Genomic DNA, 15703 nt, shown 5'->3' with positions numbered 1-15703 from the left:
CCACCCAGATCAAGTGGGGCCTGGACTACATGAACGAGCGCTACGGCAGCCCGGTCGAGGCCTGGAACTTCTGGCAGGCCAACCACTGGTACTAAGCCACCAGCGGACTGCAGACGCACGAAACGCTCGGCCGGGACTCCCGGCCGAGCGTTTTTGCGTGTGTGGTCGCCGAGCTCAGCTTTCGCGGCCGACGGCGGCCGCAGTGCCCGTAGTGCCCTTAGTGCCCGCAGTGCCCGCGACCTCACGATCCGGATGGCCACGCGGAACCAGGTAGGCGTGGAGGGCCTCCCGGTACGAGGCGAAGGCGGAGCCGTCCTCGCCGGCAACCGCAGGGCCCGTAAGGACCAGGGGGCCATGTCTCCGCGTTCGCCGGTGATCAGGGCGACAACCCGGACCGTTGCCCACGCCGCGATGGGCCAGCAGCCCGGAGAGACTCGAGCCAGGCCTGAACCCCGCCGCAAACGCATCCCTACGCACTCAATCGGCAGCCGCGGCCGTGGTGTGGCTCGGTGTGCGGTGTGCGGTGTGCCGGTGAGGACACCATGACGTGGGGACGGACGGACGGATCGGCTCGGCTCTTCTGTGGCGATCCCGGTGATGCTGAGGCGCTGAGCGACGTGGTGTCCGCCGCGAGCCCGGCCCGCCGCCGCGCCCCGGCGGCGCGCTTCCTGGCCGCCGCCCGGGCTGCGGCAGAGTTGGTCACCTCGCCCCGGGTTGAACCGCTGGGGAGCACAGCCCGGCCGGCGGGCGTTGGACACTCGAAGGGAGCGATCTCGTTGGACACACTGCAGTACCCGAGCGATGAGGAGGGCCCGATGAGCACGGCCGCTGACGGACGGCTGTGGCCGGACGAGATCAGTGTCGACAACGCCAGGACGACGCTGCTGCAGCTCCTCGCGCGTGCGGGGGTCTCTTCCGGTGACGCGCGGGAACTGATCGGGCTCCTGGAGGCGGGAGCGCTGGCTCTCGCGCACGATGAGCTGAGCGGCGGGGTCCGGAGCGCGCCGGGGGACAAGGGTGAGGCGTACGAGTCGGGCTGGCTCGACGGCGCCGCGGGCCTTTTGGCGGAGCTCGGCGCCGTTGCCGAGCGGACCCTCGTGCAGGTCGTGGGGGCGGACGGGCAGCCGGGCCCGGACGGGGAGCGCCCGCGGGCCGGGCGCATGGAGGTGGAGCGGGCGCGGGTGGCGCTCACGCCCCTGTACCTGTCGTTCACCGCGGTCTCGGAGCTGGATCCGGAGGTGACGGAGGAGGTGCTCGGCGTCGTCCTCGCCACAATGAGCCCCCGCGAGCGGGCCCGGTACGCCGGGCAGCTGACGGAGTTCGCCGTAGCCCACCGCGCCCGGTTGGAGCAGTTGTTCGCCGCCTTCGGACCGGGCAGCTCCATCACGGTGCACGGCCGCTATTCGCTCGTCCACTCCGTCACAAGCATCGCTGTGCTGGAACGGCTCGCCGCCGCGCCGCAAGAGCTGCGCGAGGAATGGGACGCCGCGGAGCTGCCGCCCGCGTGGCTGGACGGGCTGACGACCGCCTGGAACGCCGCGGCCTGACCGCCCCCTTCACGGTCCGACCACGGGCATCCCAACCCGGCCGCAGCCCTTCGCCCTCGGCTGCCATTCGCTCCGGTACCGGGCTACCGGTGACCCTGGTTCAGGGTTCAGGGTTCAGCGACGACAGCGCCGACGACCGGGACGGCGCCAACAGCCGCCTGACCAATCTCATCAGCACCATGGCGTGAGGTGCCCCCACTCGACGAGGGAACCGCCTGGACGGACCGCCTCGACCCGCCCAGCCGCGTCGGGGCGGTCCCCGGCGCACCGGCCTCGCCGAACGGCAACAGGCGGCCATTGGCCGGTTCTTGGCGCCACCTGGCACGGTGCGATCATGACGCAGGACATACAGGCCCACGGAGAGGCGCTCGTTGCCGCCGCCCGCGCCGGCGACACCAACACCGCCCGTCGGCACACCGACTTCTTCGTGCTGCGCAAGCACGTGGACGAGGGCATCCCGTACTGGGAACAGGCCGTGGCGGCCGGCGACGCCTTCTCGCACTACACCCTCGCCCGGTACCGGAAGATCCGCGGTGACCGGCAGGCCGCGGAGGCGCTCTACCGCGCCGTCGCCGACCGGCACGCCGGATGCGCCTACGGACTCGGCGTACTGCTCCGCGAGGACGGCGATCCCGAGGCCGCCGAATGGTTCCGCCGCGGCTGGGAACTGGGGCGCAACCTCGACTGCAAGATCGAGCTCGGCAAGCTGCTCGCGGCCGAGGGGCAACTCGACGAGGCGCCGAAGTTCCTGATGAGCGACATCGAGCTGGGCGACATCGCCGTCTTCCGCTGGGCGCAGCTCTTCGAGTCGATCCGTGCGGACTTCGACCGCGTCGCGGCGGGGCTCGACGCCGCCGAGGCCGCCGGCGACGGTGACGCCGCCGCCGAGGCGCTGCGCCCGCTCTTCGAGATGGAACACCACTTCCGCGCCTACCCGGGCCTGACGACCGAGGCCGCCGGCTACTACCGCAGGGCTTCCGCGCTCGCCCCCTCCGCCCGCGTGGACCACGCCGTGTTCCTGACGGAGACCAGCGGCGAGGCGTCCTGGCCCGAGGCCCGCGGCCTGCTGCTCCAAGCCCACGACGAGGGCTACGAAGGCGCCGCGTACGCCCTCGGTGTCCTGTACGAGCAGCGCGGCGACCTCGGCGACGCCGAGCACTGGTACGGCCTCGCGGCCGCCCGCGGGCAGCAGGCGGCCCAGTGGAACCTCGGGCTCCTCTGCAAGCGGCAGCGGCGGTACGAGGAAGCCGAACGCTGGTTCCGGGAGGTCGGCGAGGACGACGAGGACGTCGTGGAGCAGCTCGCCCGGATCGCGGCGATCCGCGCGGGCGGCACCGTGGCCCCCGGCAAGGACCTGCGCCGGCTGCCCGGGCTGCGCGAGCGGGCCGAGGCGGGCGACGTGCACGCCTCGTACGCGTACGGGAGGATCCTCGGCGACTGGGCCGGCGCGGAGGACCGCCACCTGGTCCGCTGGATCGAACCCGCCGCGCTGGCCGGGGATCCGCAGGCGGCGTACGACCTTGCGGAGCTGTACGGAGCGCTGCGCAGGCCCGCGTTGCGCGACCGGTGGTACCGGACGGCCGCAGAGGCGGGGCACCACGACGCGTGCAACCAGATGGGGTGGCTGTCCGAGTACCACCGGGACTATCAGGAGGCCGAGCGCTGGTACGTGCGCGCGGCCGGCGACGGATCCCCGCTGAACGCCATGCTGGCGGGCAAACTGAAGGCCCAGCGCGGCGCGTTCACCGAGGCGGAGCCCTTTCTGCGGACGGCCTGGGAACAGGGCGGCGATTCCGCGTACGGGACGGAGGCCGCCGGGTACTACGGACTCGTCCTGCACCGGCTGGGCCGCCTCGCGGAGGCGGTCGAACCGTTGCGGACTGCCGCCGCGCTCTGGGACGAGCACGTGAGCGCCCACTACAGCCGGGACGATCTGGACGTACTGGCCCGGACGGTCGACCCGGAGGAAGAACTGGCGGCGGTGGAGGCGGCGCTGGCGGCGTGACGCCGCCGGCTGGCGTCGACAACGCTCGCCCCCGTGCCCTCGCCGCCCGCCGGCGTGCCTTGAAATGGAGGTGCGTGCGGCCCCGGTGACGCCTATCGTGCCGCCCATGCATGCGACGCTGGCATGGCGGCCACTTGCGCTGGACGACGCCCCGGCCCTGGCCGAGTTGTTCGCCGCGGTGGAGGCGGCCGACGGCACCGACGAGCACTACGATGCCGAGGACCTCGCCGAGGAACTGGGGAACCCGTACCTGGAGTTGCCCCACGACTCGGTGGGGGTGTGGTCCGGTGGCGAGCTGATCGGTTACGCCAAGGCGCTGGGGTTGCCCGACGCGACCGACGTGCACCTGGTGTACGTCGAGGGGGCCGTGCGCCCCGACGCGCGCGGCAAAGGCGTGGGCACCGGCCTGGTGAACTGGCTGGTGACCCGGGCGACGCAGCAGCATCGTGAGCGGTTTCCGGACCTGCCGGGCGAGGCGCACGTCCAACTCCACGCACCGAACACCGCCAAACGCGACCTGTACCAGGAAGCCGGGTTCGAGGCGCGGCGCTGGTTCTTCGACATGCGCCGACAGCTGGCCGGCGGCTCGATCCCGGTGACGACCCCGGCGGGTGGGCTGCGCGTCGTACCCTTCACCGAGGCGTACGACGACGCGACCCGGCTGGCGCACGACGAAGCGTTCCTCGACCACTGGGGTCACACCCCGACCACCCCCGACCGGTGGCGCCACGGGACCACCGGCGCCCGGTCGTTCCGGCCCGACGTCTCGTTCCTGGCCCTGGACGGGGACGAGGTCGCCGGCTACCTCATCAGCCACGAGTACGACGCCGAGACCGCGATGACCGGCATCCGCGAATGCTGGATCGACAGGCTCGGCACCCGCCCGGCCTGGCGCGGCACCGGCGTGGCCACCGCGCTGCTCACCACCTGCCTGCAGGTCGGCCAGGAGCAGGGCTATCGCAGAGCCGGCCTCAACGTGGACAGCGCCAACGCCGGCGGTGCCCTGGGCCTGTACGAGCGGTGCGGCTTCCGCACCCGGCACACCTGGGTCGGGTACGTACGGCCGCTGTAGCGGGAGGCGCGTTCGCGTCTCCCTGCCCGCAGCGCTACGGCTATTCGATGACCGCGGTGGCTTCGACCTCGACCAGGAGGTCCGGTTCCCCCAGCGCCGCAACGCCCAGCAGGGTGATCGGCTTGACCGGATCGATGCCCAGCTTCGCTGCCGCCCGGCCCACGCCCTCACCCAGCAGCGGCATCTTCTCGGAACTCCAGTCGACGACGTAGATGGTCAGCTTCGCCACGTCATCGAAGGAACCGCCGATCCCGGCCAGAGCGGTGGCGACATTGAGATAGCACTGCTCGACCTGAGCGGCGAAGTCTCCCTCGCCCACGGGCCGGCCGTCGGCATCGCGGGCCACCTGCCCCGCAAGGAACACCAGCTTCGATCCGGTGGCGACCGACAGCTGCCGGTACACCTCGGGCTTCGGCAACCCCTCGGGATTGACCAGCGTCACGGACATGAACGGCCTCTTCCACTTGGCGTCAGGAGCATCGAGATCAGCAACATCTGAAAGCATAGCGCTGCTATGTATTGTGGGGTCATGGCGAGGACGAAAGATCCGGTGGTCCGCTCCCTGCTGCTCGACCGAGCCGCGCGGATGCTGCGGACCAGGCAACCGGTCACACTCCGCACCCTGGTCGCCGGAACCGGCGTGTCGACGATGGCCGTCTACACCTACTTCGGCGGCATGGACGGCCTGTGGAAGGCACTGCGGCAGGAAGGCTTCACACGCCTGGCCGCCCAACTAGCGGCCGTCAAGATGTCCGCGGACCCGGTACGAGACCTCGCCGCCCTCGGGGCCGCCTACCTGGCCAATGCCCTGGAGAACCCCGACCTCTACCGCGTCATGTTCGACGCGGGCTTCGACCTCGAGGACACCGGCGCCGCGGACGAAACCCTGCACCGCCTCGTCCGCGCCATCGAACGGGCCAAGACGAGCGGCCGCTTCCGCAGCGAGGTCGACCCGCTGGAACTGGCAACACAGAGCTGGACCATCGGCCACGGACTCGCCTCACTCGTCGCCACAGGCCCCCTGCCGCACCAGGCACTCGCTCACGGTGCGCCCATGCTGACCGCACTGTTCACCAGCGCAGGAGATGAACCGGACCGATGCCGCCAGTCGGTCGAGCGCGGCTGGGGACGGATGCCCCCCGGCCAGGCCCAGGCCTTGTGATCGGAGCACGAGGTCCCGTCGCGCGGTGTCCCGATTGTGGGGGCGGTGGGTGCGGGGCGGTCCGCCGTTCTGCCGCCCGGAGGCTGTTCGCCCCGGCGCTCGGAGTGGGCGGGCAGCCTCTTCCTTCACATCGTCCTGGGCGGCGGCGTACCGCTGCCCGGACCGCGCCTCACCGGCTCGCCAGGTGGCGAACAGCAGGCCGCGACCGGGGGCGGCTGCGCCTGCAACTGGCCGAGACACAAGAACAGTCGGAGGAACTCCGCACCCGGCTGGCGGACGCCGAGCGGCGTGCGGAGGGACTCGCCGCCGAGTTGTCCAAGACTCGGGCCCGACTACGGTCCGATCGGCCAGTACCCTCCGAAGCGGTCTCGGCCGGGGAAGCGTCGGCAGGGCCTGCGGCGACGATGGCGGCCCAGGGGGCTCGGCGACGGCAGTCGGTGGGCCCTGCTAGTTTCCGCGCATGGCAGATTTCATCAACAGGCGACAGATCACTTCGGTGGCGCAGCTCAATCCCATCCAGGCGGAGCAGGTCGTGCTCTGCGGTACCGCCTACGATGACGAGGACCTGCCGGCCGACCGGCGCCTCTCCTCGGATCCCGAGGACGAATCGGTGCTGAACTTCTGCGAGCTCTGGGACGTGGTGGCCGACGGGTCGCCCGTCTACGAGGCCTGGTTCTACCAGTCGGACAGCGGGTCGATCTTCCTGGCAGGGACCACCGAGATGGTCGCGCAGATCATCCAGTGCGGCCTGGAGTGCATGGACCAGGAGCGCGAGCTGGAGCTCGGCACGGCGATGGTGAGGGCCGGCCTGCTGCCGTCGGGGGACTCGGAGTTCGAGCGGTTCCGCCGGGCCGCCGGCGAGACGCATCTCGCCTGACCCGCGCCCGGCAGCGCACGACGCGGGCTCAACCGGCAGGACCCCCAAGAGACGCCTGGTCGGCGGCAGCCGGGCCGGCGGCCCGTTCCAGGGCTTCCAGGACGGTGTCGCGGAACAGCGTGGCCTTGTAGCCGGTCTGCGGCAGCGGCCGGCAGCGGACGAGTACCGTCGCGGCCGCTGCGGAGAGGACGCCGGGGGTGGCCTCGCGGCCGATCAGAGCGGCCTCCACCTCCGTCAGCCGCAGCGGGACACGCGCCACCCCGCCCGCCGCGACGGCGGCGTGCGTGACGGTGGCGCCGTCCAGCGCGAGCCGGGCCGTGGCCTCGACCAGGGGCCATTCGGCGTGGGCCCGGCTGGTGGCCCGGTGGCAGGCGGCGCGTTCGCCGGGCAGGGGTGCGGGCAGCCGGACCGCGGTGAGGATGCGGTCCGGCGCCAGCAGGTGGTCGGCGCGGTGTAGCCGGTCGCCGTCCCCGTACAAGTCGGCGACCCGGCGCGGGGGTTCACCGTGGACCTCGGCCTCGGCGTCGTAGGTGAGCAGGGCCATCGCGAGGGTGGACGGGTGCGGGGTGATGCAGGGCCCGTCTCCGCTGACCACGCCGAAGTGGTGGTCGCCCTCGCGCGCGGGGCAGCCGGTGCCGCCCTTCTGGAGGCAGTCGACGTGCGGATTGCGGTAGTACCAACAGCGGTTGCGTTGCAGCAGATTGCCGCCCAGAGTGCCGGCGGCACGGATCTGCGGAGTGGCCGCGGTCCCGGCCGACAACGCGAGGGCCGGCCAGCCGGCGCGCACCTGCGGATCGGCGGCCAGCTCGGCGAGGGTGGTCAGGGCGCCGATCCGCAGCCCGCCGCCGGGCAGCGGCGTGACGCCGCGCAGGTCGCCGACGCCGTCGAGGTCGGTGAACGGCCCGGGGGAGACGCCGCTGCGCTGCCGGGCGGTGGTGTCGGTGCCACCGGCGCGCAGCTCCCCGCCGCGGGCCAGGACAGCGGCCGAGAGGTCGTCGAGGGCGGGCTCGGGGCTCACGTACCCAGTCCTTCCAGGAGCCGGTCGGGGCGGATGGGCATGTCGTACGGGCGCCAGCCGGTCGCGTCGTGGACCGCGTTGGCCAGGCACGCCGCGGTGGGCAGGGTGGCGATCTCGCCGAGGCCGACACCGCCGCCGGGGACGTGCTCGAAGCCCTCCTGATGGAAGTGGACGGTGATCTCGGGGGTGTCGCCGATCCCGGGGATGCGGTAGTCCTCCAGGTTCTCGGTCAGCACCCGACCGGTGACCGGGTCGGTGCGCCGCTCCTCGAACAGGGCGTAGCCGACGCCCTGGACGACGGCACCCTCGCACTGGCTCCGGGCCAGCCGGTCCTCGTGGATGCGGCCCGCGGAGATGCCGCTCCACACACGCAGCGGCCGGATCCGGCCCAGCCGCGTGTCCACCTCGACCTCGGCGACCTGCACCGAACCGGTGAAGCCGCGGCCGATCGCCACACCACCCAGGGCGAAGGGAACCGCGAAGCCCCGGCGGTCGCGGGGGCGCCGGCCGGTCACCCGTACGCCGTGCGCCGCGTCCAGCCGGGCGGCGACGTCACCGCCGCCGAGCGCCTCGCGCAGCCGGACGGCGCCATCCGCGGCGGCGGGCACGAGGGAGGGCGTGGTGCGGCTGCCGCCGGAGGTGGGACCGTGGACGGCATCGCTCCGGCCGACCTCGGCGCGCACCCTCCCCTCCGGCACGCCGAGCCCCTCGGCGACGGCCCGGCGCAGCACGGTCCGCGAGCCCGTGCCCATGTCCTGCACGGCACAGCGGGCGACGACGACCCCGCCCTCGACCGTGAGCTCGACCTCGGTGACGGGATCGAGAAAGTACAGCCAATTGGCCGCCGCGACGCCGACGCCGCGGCGGAACCGCCCGCTGCCGCCGCGGGGGCCCGACCAGAGAGGAAGCGCGGCGGCCCGTTCGTACAGGGCGTGCCGCTTGACGTTGCCGTCCCAGCGGCGGCGCAGGGCGATCGGGTCCTGGCCGAGCCGGTGGGCCATCTCGTCCACGGCCTGCTCCAGGGCCCAGCACATCGTGGGTCCGCCCGGGCCGCGGAACGGGGCGCCCGGAGGCCGGTTGGTGACCGTGTCGAAGTCGCGGAGCCGGCGCGGGGCCTTGCCGTACATGAACCGGGCCAGTGCCGCCACGGAGCCGCCCACCGAGACCCCGCCGTCGCTGTCCGCGTCCATCGCCAGCGCACTCAGATCGCCGGCCGCGTCCGCGACCATCGCCAGCCGGATCCGGGTGCCGGGCCGGTATCCGCCGTCGGTGAGCTCCTCGTCCCGGTCCAGCACGACCCGCACCGGGGCGCCGTGCAGCCTGGCCAGTTCCGCCGCGGCGACGACATCGGAGGTCAGCCCCATCTTGCAGCCGAAACCGCCACCCACGTGGACGGCCTTCGCCACCACCCGTTCGACGGGCACATTGAAGCGCTCGGCAGCCAGCTCGGCCACCTGCTTCACCGACTGCGTGGATACCTCCAGGTGGAGGGTGCCGTCGACCCACTGGGCCAGACAGGCGTGCGGTTCGAGCGGGGTGTGGGTCTGCGCGGCTGTGGTGAACACGCCCTCCACCACCCGCTCCGGGTGCCGGCCCCGGGCCTCGGTGATACGGCGCACCGCCGTGGCGGGGCGCTTGCTCATGGCGGACGGGCCCCGCCGGTTGCCGCGCCAGCGGGCGGGCAGCAGCTGGGGGGTCTCGCCGGACCCCGGCGCCCGCTTGCGCGCCGCCTTGTCCTCGTAGACCACCGGGCCCTCGCCGGCCCGGGCTTGGCGTACCCCGAGGGCTGCCGGCAGCACCTCGTAGTCCACCCTGACCCGCGCCGCGGCCGCCCGTGCGGACGCCCGGTCCGGCGCCGCGACCGCGGCAACCGGCTGCCCGACGTACCGCACCACGCCGTCGGGAGGCAGCAGCGCCACCAGCGGGAGGTCCCCGGCCTCCAGGGACCGTACGAGCGCGTGCGCGTGCGGCGAGCGGATGATCACCCCCTCCAGCAGTCCCTCGGGGTGCAGGTCCGTCGTGTACCGGGCCGATCCGTCGATCTTCTCCGGGGCCTCGGCGCGCGGGATCGCCGCCGCCTCCCCACCGTTCGGTCTCGTGTCGTAGTCGCCCGCGCAGGCCGCGGCCACCGCGCTGAAGATCCCCTCGTACGCGCCGCAGCGGCACAGGTGGCCCGCCAGCGCGTCCGCGATCTGCTCCCGCCCCGGCCGGGTGCGGCCGTGCGCCGCCCGCCACCGCTCGAAGAACGCCGCCGCCTCGACCACGAACCCCGGGGTGCAGTAGCCGCACTGGAGGGCGTCCTCGCCGGCGAAGGCACGCGCCACCGGGTGGCCGGACAAGCCCTCCACCGTCGTCACCCGTCGGCCGGCCAGCACGACCGCCGGCGTCAGGCAGGACACCCGGGGCTCACCGTCGACCTGGATCGTGCAGGCCCCGCACACCCCGCCCCCGCAGACCAGCTTGGTGCCGGTCAGACCCAGCCGGTCGCGCACCACCTCCACGGCGGCCGGGTCGTCGTCCACGTCCACCGCGCGCTGGGCGCCATTGACCTCGAACTCCACGAGACGCACTCCTCAGCCGTGGGGTGGCGACCGCCGGGCCTCGCGCTCGCCTTCACGCTCCTTGATATCCCGCTCCCGGGGCCGGCGCAGTTCGGCGCGCGCCCGGCCGGGTCGTCTCTTTCGGATCTCGCCGGTCAAGCCGGCGTCGCCGGTCCTCGGCCCTGGACCCAACCCGGGGTCAGGAGGAGGATGCCGGGTGTGAGTGGCCGGGCCGAAGTGCGCAGGAGCGGGGACGCGGTGGCCAGTGACGGAGGCGTCGCCGTCACCGGGATCGTGTACGGGGACGTCAACGGCAACCGCGCCCCGCCGCCCGCCTCTTCCGCCTACCTCTACCAGGTCGAGCAGATCTTCCCGTGGGCGCTGATCGGGCGGGAGGAGGAACTGGCCGAACTCACCCGGTTCTGTACCGCCCCGGAGGGCCCGCACTACGTGTGGTGGCAGGGGCCCGCCTGGGCCGGGAAGTCCGCGCTCACCCGCCGCCCGGCGTGCGCATCGTCTCCTTCTTCGTCACCGCCCGGTACGCCGGCCAGAGCGACCGCACCGCCTTCCTCGACGTCGTCATCGAGCAGCTCTGCGAGGTCGCCGGCCGCCCGCTGCCCCAGGCACCCTCCGAGACCACCCGACCGGGCTGGTTCGGCCGGCTGCTGAGCGAAGCCGCCGACAAGTGCCGCAAGCACGGCGAGCGCCTGGTCCTCGCTACGCCCGGCCTCGGTACGGGCCCAGGCCCTTCGGGCAGCGGCGCGGGGCTGGACCGAAGCCGGCGAGCCGGGCCGGGCCCGCGAACTGGTCCGGCGGATCGAGGAGACCGTCCCCGAACTCGCGGACAGCTCTCCCAGGACATCGCACGGCTGCACCTGGTGGGAGCCCTGCTGACGGCGGGCGAGTTCGACCGCGCCCTGGAGAAGGCCACGGACATCACCCACTCCCTCGCACTCTCGTGGGTACGGACTCTGCTGGCAGAGGCGAGGATCGGCCGAGGCGAGCTGGAGGAGGCGGAGGAACTCGTCCTCGCCCTGCACGAGTTCGACCAGTACACCTCCAGGCCTGCCCTCATGCGGGCCTGGCAGGCCGCTGGCCGCCCGGACCGGGCGCGGACTCTGGCCGAGTCGGCCACCGCTCCCCGGCTGCGGATGGCAGTCGAACGGCATCTGCTGGAAGAGGCCCAGGCAGCGGGCGAGCCCGAGCGAGCCCGGGCGATCGCCCACGGCATGGCGCAGATCGCCACCGCACTGATGGACTGGGAAGACCGGGCCACGGCCGAGTGGGCGGTCATGGAGGCCTGGCTCACCATCGGAGACCTGGACGAGGCCGAGGCCGCCGCGCGCTAGCTGACCGTCCGGGACGAGCACGTCCGGGGCCTGGCCCATATGACCCTTGCCCGCGCCGAGGCGGGCCACGGGCAGCGGGCGCGCTCCCTCGCCGCCGAGGCCGAGCAGGCAGTGCCCGGCATGAACACCGGCCGCGACGAACAGGGCGCCGTGCAGGGAACGCTGGCCCGGGCCTGGCTGCTGATGGGCGACCTCGAACGGGCCCGCGAGCTCGCCCTCACCACCGAGGACCAGCGCCGCCAGACCTTCTCGCTCACCTTCCTCGCCGACCTGGCCGACCCACCCGAACGTCGGCGGTTCCTCGCCATGGCACCCGCCCGCGCACTGGAGTTCGACCACGTCCTGCGGGCCGTTGCCCGGCTGGAACCTCAGGCGCTGGCCGCGGCCCGCCTCCTTGCAGCCGGGTGAGGTGGAAGGCGCGCTGCCACCCCACCGGCCAGGTGGAGCACCAGGACGGGGTCGCACCCTGACCGCCGCCGGGAGTCCGTCCGTGCGGGCGGGTGTTGAGGGTTCAGAGGGCTTCCGGGTCGAATACGTCCTCGGCGTCGGGTTCCGAGATGGTGATGGGCGTACCGAAGCCGGAGTAGTGGCCGTCGAGTGTGACGGCGCCGAACGGCGAGTCCATGACGACCTTCATCCGTACCGGGTAGCCGTTGCGGTCGAGCCAGACGTCGGTGTCGTAGCCCTTGATCCGGGCGTTGCGGGCGGCGTCCAGCGTGCGTTGCCGACGTTCGGGCGGCATGGCGGCGGCCTTGGGGCTGACGGCGGCCATCTCCTCGAAGGTGATCAGTCCCTTGTAGTGCTCGGCGACCGTCCCGTCGACCGTCTCGGTGCCCAGGTGCCGCACGCTCGGGGAGTGCAGTAGTACTCCGAGCTGTTCGGCCGGGTCGCTGCTCATCCCGGTCGGAGCACCGCCTGCACCCTGGGCGGAGGAAGCCGTACGGTCGGGCATGCGCATCCAGCGCTTGCCGCCGGTCCGGTTCGCGAGCTCGGGCCCGATGTCGAGGTACTGGCGCGTGCCCAGCATGATGACCCGCTGGTCCTCCGGCATCTTCACTGCCGCGGACTCCGCCTTCAGGCTTCCGGTGGTCCGCATGGTGACGTCCATGGCCGGAACATCACCCCAGCCCTGAACACCGCTCATCTCGACCCGGCCCGCGCCGAGCGGGCCGTCAGTGGTGATCGTCATCCGGACCTTGGCCGAATGTGCCTTCTCGGTCTGCTTCCAGGCCGCCTGCACGGCCTGCACCGTGCCCGAGGGCGCAACGGTACCCGTGGCACTCGCGGACGGCCTCACGCTCTGACCTGCGGCCTTGCCGTCTTCCCCTCCCTGACAGGCGGTCGCGCCGAGAGCGACGGCCACCACGGCCACGACGGCCGCGCAGACGCGGATCGCTCCGATTGTCGACTTTCTCATTCCCACCCCTGTGCCACAGCGCCGCTTCGACGGCGCAAAACGACCGGTAGCTTACTCGGCGGTCAGGGCATGAGCACGATGCGGGTACCGGCTGGTGGCCGGGTGCCCCAGCCGCCTCGACCTCACACAGCCGCAGATGACCCCGTCGGCGTCCGACAAGGCAGCAGCCCGAAGGACAAGTCGCAAACGGACCAAGTTCTCTCTCACATCGCAGCACAATTGGATTGCCGCCGGTGGCCCATCGTCAGGAGATCCATGTCGATCATCGAGTCGGTAGGTGTCCCACTGCTCACGGTCGCGGCCACTCTCGGTGGCGGCTGGCTGGTGACCACTCGAATAACGGATCACTGGGACCAGATCAAGAAGAACCGCGACATGGATCTGGCCGCCGCGCAGGACTTCCAACGGCTCTACGGGGAGTTCGTAGCTGTGTGGAAGACGTGGAACGCCTTGACGAGCGGCCACACACCCGTCACCACACCTGAGCATGTCGGCTGGGGATGTCTCGAGCGGGCGACCGCAGCCGAAGGAGCGATCGAGGCCCTCCTGGCCAACGTGGCCGCCGATCGTGTGCTCACCGGGGAGGAGGTCGACGTGCTCGGCGGTGTCCGCCAAGCGTTCAAGGCCGTCCGGCGGACCATCCAGCGGGGTGAACCGCTCGACTGGTGGTCCTCCGGGGTCCAGCCCTACGTGGCGTTCAAATCGCTGTCAACGGCCGTGTCCGTGCTGCTGAGCACCGCGCCGAGGAGCAGGCGTCGGCCGACCGCCGCCCTGGCCGCCCACAACTTCAGAGAGATCACGGACAACCGTCACGAGGTCTCCTGGATTGAGACCGCCCAACGCCTGTCCCTGGAACACCGGTCGACTTGACCGTGCATCGCCACGCAGGCCAGCCCGTGCTGTACCCGTTCAGGTGGGCTCCCTCAAAGGTCAGTAGACCTCCTCGAGGGGGTTCACTCCGGTGGGATGGGGCGGGGTGATCTGACGAATGCGGAGTGGCGGCGGCTTGAGCCGACGCTGCCTCCGGCAGGTTTCCGGTGCCATGAGGAGATGGGAGTGCAGGGTCCTCCCTTGGGCTCGAGGAGGACCCTGTGTGCCGGGACGGTCCCGGTGGAGTGGACAGCCGGCTCCAGGGGCGGGGCTGATTGTCCGTCATGGCCGAGGGCCGGCGCGCAGTGCCGCCGTAGGCGCCGGGGCCGTACGGGCGCCGCCGCCGACTACGGCCCGCTCGCGGCGCTCAAGGTCAACGAGGGGTGAGGAGGCAGAACTCGTTGCTCTCCGGGTCGGCCAGAACCCTCCAGGCGATTGCAGACTGGTCAATACCAGGGTCGGTGGCGCCCAGGGCGCGCAGTCGGGCTTCTTCTGCTTCCATGTCGTCACCGGGGTAAGGGCAGATGTCGAGGTGGACGCGGTTCCACACGCTCTTGGTGTCGGGGGTGCGGAGGAACTCCAGGTAGGGGCCGACGCCTTTGGCGGAACGCATGGTGGCGTGGTCGTCGGTGACCTCGTGGAGCGTCCAGTCCATCGCCTCGCCCCAGAACCGGGCCATCGCTCGTGGGTCGGTGCAGTCGACCACCACCGCGGCGATCGGCCCGGTGTCCTGGTAGATGGGACGGGGTTCCAGGACGCAGAACTCGTTGCCCTCCGGATCGGCCATGACCGTCCAAGGGACGTTGCCCTGACCCACGTCGGCGAGCGTCGCGCCCAGATCCTGCAGGCGCGCGACCAACTCCGCCTGATGGGCGGTCGAGGTGGTGGCCAGATCAAGGTGTACCCGGTTCTTCACCGTTTTGGGTTCCGGGCGGGCGATGATGTCCATGCAGACGGCCGCGGGGTCGGGGTAGGCGAAGCCCACGGGTTCGAGGTTGGTCACGCCGGGTGCCTCGCTGTCGACACCCCACCCGAGTGCCTCCGCCCAGAACCGGCCGAGCACGGAGTCGTCCTGTGCCTTCACATTGATCTGTACGAGTCTTGTTGCCATGCCGGAGATCATAGAAGCTGCCGTCGGCCCGGGCCGCGGCAACGACATGTGCTCGACCCGGTAGTGACCACGGTCGACCACGGCCTGGCTCGCCGGCTGCCGGGCGCTGAGGCCGGAGGCGATGGCCTCGAGGCGATCCGCGCGTTCCGCCGCCCCATGTTTCCGCGGCCTGGCGTGCGAGGTGGACCGCCTCGGCGGCATCGGGTCGAAGTCCGGGCAGCGGCAGGCGCAGCCCGTCTCCGGGGAGGGCGGCCAGATGAGAAGAGCCGGCGCAGAGCAGCCCGCTTGTCCTCCATGCCCCCCGCACCTTCCTCTCAGCGCCGCTCGAGGTCGATTACCTCACCATCGGACACGCGAAAATCTATGCTGGCTGAAGTAGACATTGGGTGGTGACCTGGTTATGGTTTCTCTCGTAGCCCAGAGAGACAGCAGGGCTCGGCAGAGACGAACTGCCGGGCAGCAGTACCGCAGTGGTAGTACGCAGCAGTGAAGTCAGTGAGAGGTACCTCGGTGAAGGCGTCGGCTGCGGGCGCGCGCACCGGGAGGTTCGGCAGCGGGGTTCCAAGCCAGAGCAGACGCACGGTGGGCGACGGGGCTGGCTGCCGAAGAGCGGCGCTGTCGCAGGCCGCGGAGTAGTTCGCATCACCAGCAGTACGCAATGGAGCAGTACCCAGCAGCACCAGCAGTACCGGCATTTCGCAGTGCCCGCTTGGTAAGCAGTTGATCACCGAGGGA

The 15703-nt window shown here is 71.9% G+C and carries 13 protein-coding genes and 1 pseudogene; 9 read left to right on the top strand and 5 right to left on the bottom strand.

Translation table 11 applies throughout. The annotated features are described in order from the left end of the window. From AB0447_RS31765 to AB0447_RS31750, 4 genes and pseudogenes are all read left to right on the top strand, one after another. A pseudogene (locus tag AB0447_RS31765) lies at positions 1 to 95 on the top strand (lytic transglycosylase domain-containing protein); the annotation flags it as partial. 720 nt (positions 96 to 815) lie between these two features. Continuing rightward, positions 816 to 1547, top strand: a complete 732-nt coding sequence (locus tag AB0447_RS31760; protein ID WP_366480322.1) for a hypothetical protein — start codon at positions 816 to 818, stop codon at positions 1545 to 1547. Between the two features lie 334 nt (positions 1548 to 1881). After that, complete coding sequence (locus AB0447_RS31755; protein ID WP_366480321.1) at positions 1882 to 3552, top strand: sel1 repeat family protein; 1671 nt, start codon at positions 1882 to 1884, stop codon at positions 3550 to 3552. 106 nt (positions 3553 to 3658) lie between these two features. Further along, on the top strand, positions 3659 to 4624 hold the full coding sequence (locus tag AB0447_RS31750; protein WP_366480320.1) for a GNAT family N-acetyltransferase: 966 nt from the start codon (positions 3659 to 3661) through the stop codon (positions 4622 to 4624). 40 nt (positions 4625 to 4664) lie between these two features. On the opposite strand, the gene AB0447_RS31745 is transcribed toward AB0447_RS31750, so the two are convergent. Beyond that, positions 4665 to 5072, bottom strand: a complete 408-nt coding sequence (locus tag AB0447_RS31745; RefSeq protein WP_366480319.1) for a RidA family protein — start codon at positions 5070 to 5072, stop codon at positions 4665 to 4667. Between the two features lie 81 nt (positions 5073 to 5153). On the opposite strand from AB0447_RS31745, the gene AB0447_RS31740 reads away from it, so the two are divergent. Both AB0447_RS31740 and AB0447_RS31735 read left to right on the top strand, forming a co-directional pair. Beyond that, entirely contained in the window at positions 5154 to 5786 is a 633-nt protein-coding gene (locus AB0447_RS31740; RefSeq protein WP_366480318.1) for a TetR/AcrR family transcriptional regulator, read from the top strand. A 460-nt stretch (positions 5787 to 6246) separates the two neighbouring features. Continuing rightward, on the top strand, positions 6247 to 6663 hold the full coding sequence (locus tag AB0447_RS31735; protein ID WP_366480317.1) for a hypothetical protein: 417 nt from the start codon (positions 6247 to 6249) through the stop codon (positions 6661 to 6663). A 28-nt stretch (positions 6664 to 6691) separates the two neighbouring features. Here AB0447_RS31735 and AB0447_RS31730 read toward each other — a convergent pair whose 3' ends face one another. Further along, a complete protein-coding gene (locus AB0447_RS31730; protein WP_366480316.1) occupies positions 6692 to 7681 on the bottom strand; it encodes an FAD binding domain-containing protein in 990 nt (329 codons plus the stop codon). Continuing rightward, the gene (locus AB0447_RS31725) at positions 7678 to 10242 is read right to left on the bottom strand and encodes a molybdopterin cofactor-binding domain-containing protein (RefSeq protein ID WP_366480315.1); all 2565 of its coding nucleotides are present in this window, start codon (positions 10240 to 10242) and stop codon (positions 7678 to 7680) included. Before AB0447_RS31725 ends, AB0447_RS31730 begins: the two co-directional genes overlap by 4 nt. 434 nt (positions 10243 to 10676) lie before the next feature. Between AB0447_RS31725 and AB0447_RS31720 the strand changes: the two genes are divergently transcribed. Together AB0447_RS31720 and AB0447_RS31715 are read left to right on the top strand one after the other, a co-directional pair. Continuing rightward, positions 10677 to 11570 carry a hypothetical protein gene (locus AB0447_RS31720; RefSeq protein ID WP_366480313.1) on the top strand — a complete coding sequence of 298 codons (894 nt, stop codon included), beginning with the start codon at positions 10677 to 10679 and terminating at the stop codon, positions 11568 to 11570. A 39-nt stretch (positions 11571 to 11609) separates the two neighbouring features. Then, complete coding sequence (locus AB0447_RS31715; RefSeq protein WP_366480311.1) at positions 11610 to 11978, top strand: hypothetical protein; 369 nt, start codon at positions 11610 to 11612, stop codon at positions 11976 to 11978. Between the two features lie 103 nt (positions 11979 to 12081). Here the strand turns inward: AB0447_RS31715 and AB0447_RS31710 are convergent, their stop codons facing one another. Next, positions 12082 to 12987 carry a hypothetical protein gene (locus AB0447_RS31710; RefSeq protein ID WP_366480310.1) on the bottom strand — a complete coding sequence of 302 codons (906 nt, stop codon included), beginning with the start codon at positions 12985 to 12987 and terminating at the stop codon, positions 12082 to 12084. Positions 12988 to 13242: 255 nt separating this feature from the next. Here AB0447_RS31710 and AB0447_RS31705 point away from each other — a divergent pair, with 255 nt between their 5' ends. After that, positions 13243 to 13857, top strand: coding sequence for a hypothetical protein (locus AB0447_RS31705; RefSeq protein WP_366480309.1), 615 nt, complete (start codon positions 13243 to 13245; stop codon positions 13855 to 13857). Between the two features lie 373 nt (positions 13858 to 14230). Here the strand turns inward: AB0447_RS31705 and AB0447_RS31700 are convergent, their stop codons facing one another. After that, positions 14231 to 14968, bottom strand: coding sequence for a VOC family protein (locus AB0447_RS31700; RefSeq protein WP_366480308.1), 738 nt, complete (start codon positions 14966 to 14968; stop codon positions 14231 to 14233). Between the last annotated feature and the right edge of the window lie 735 nt (positions 14969 to 15703).

This window comes from Streptomyces sp. NPDC051211, assembly GCF_040689505.1.
Taxonomy (GTDB): domain Bacteria; phylum Actinomycetota; class Actinomycetes; order Streptomycetales; family Streptomycetaceae; genus Streptomyces.
This window is presented reverse-complemented; position numbering and strand designations above follow the sequence as displayed.